Consider the following 637-nt stretch of genomic DNA (forward strand, 5'->3'; position numbering starts at 1 on the left):
CCAGCGGCGTTCGCATCGGCGTGGAGAATCTTCCGGCCCGCACCTTCGTACATCGGCGGCACGACCAGGAGCGACGGACGGATGCCGAGCGGGCGACCGTTGTCGCCCTTCATGCCGGTCATCGCTTCGCGCGCGGCCTGGTAGCTGTCCTCGTTCAACGGATCCTGAGATGCATACGCGAGCTGCCAGAGCGCGAAGCCCACGTTGCACCGCGCATCGACGCCGTAGCGATACGTCTTCGCCGAGAACACGACTTCGTCGGTTTCCTGATCCATCGGCACGAACGTGTACGGCTTGCGCTGTTGCAGGATGATCGGCTTGACGACACGCGTCATGTCGAGCAGATACCAGGTCGGGCCTGCGCCCGCCTTGAAGTTCGAGACAGAGCCGACCTGGCCGTTTTCCTGCAACACTGGGTGATCGGTGTCGAAGAAGTACTGGCCGTCGTAGCAGGTCTTCGTCGTGCCTTGCTTGAGCAGACCGAATACCAGCTCGTCGGGATGCTGTTTTGCGTCCAGGCCCATCTGGGCCATTACCGGCTTGTAGACGCCGTAGGTGTCGTCTTCGATTGCCTCGCGATCGACGCCGACGGTGTTCTCGAACGGCTTGTTCTTGATCGAGAAGTCGTGCGATGCCA

The 637-nt window shown here is 61.7% G+C and carries 1 protein-coding gene; it reads right to left on the reverse strand.

What is annotated here, in order from left to right:
- Window positions 1-637: Mu-like prophage major head subunit gpT family protein (locus tag WS46_RS20725; RefSeq protein ID WP_059691590.1), on the reverse strand; the 637-nt coding region annotated here is incomplete at both ends.

It is taken from the genome of Burkholderia sp. RF4-BP95 (assembly GCF_001521985.1).
GTDB lineage: Bacteria > Pseudomonadota > Gammaproteobacteria > Burkholderiales > Burkholderiaceae > Burkholderia > Burkholderia diffusa.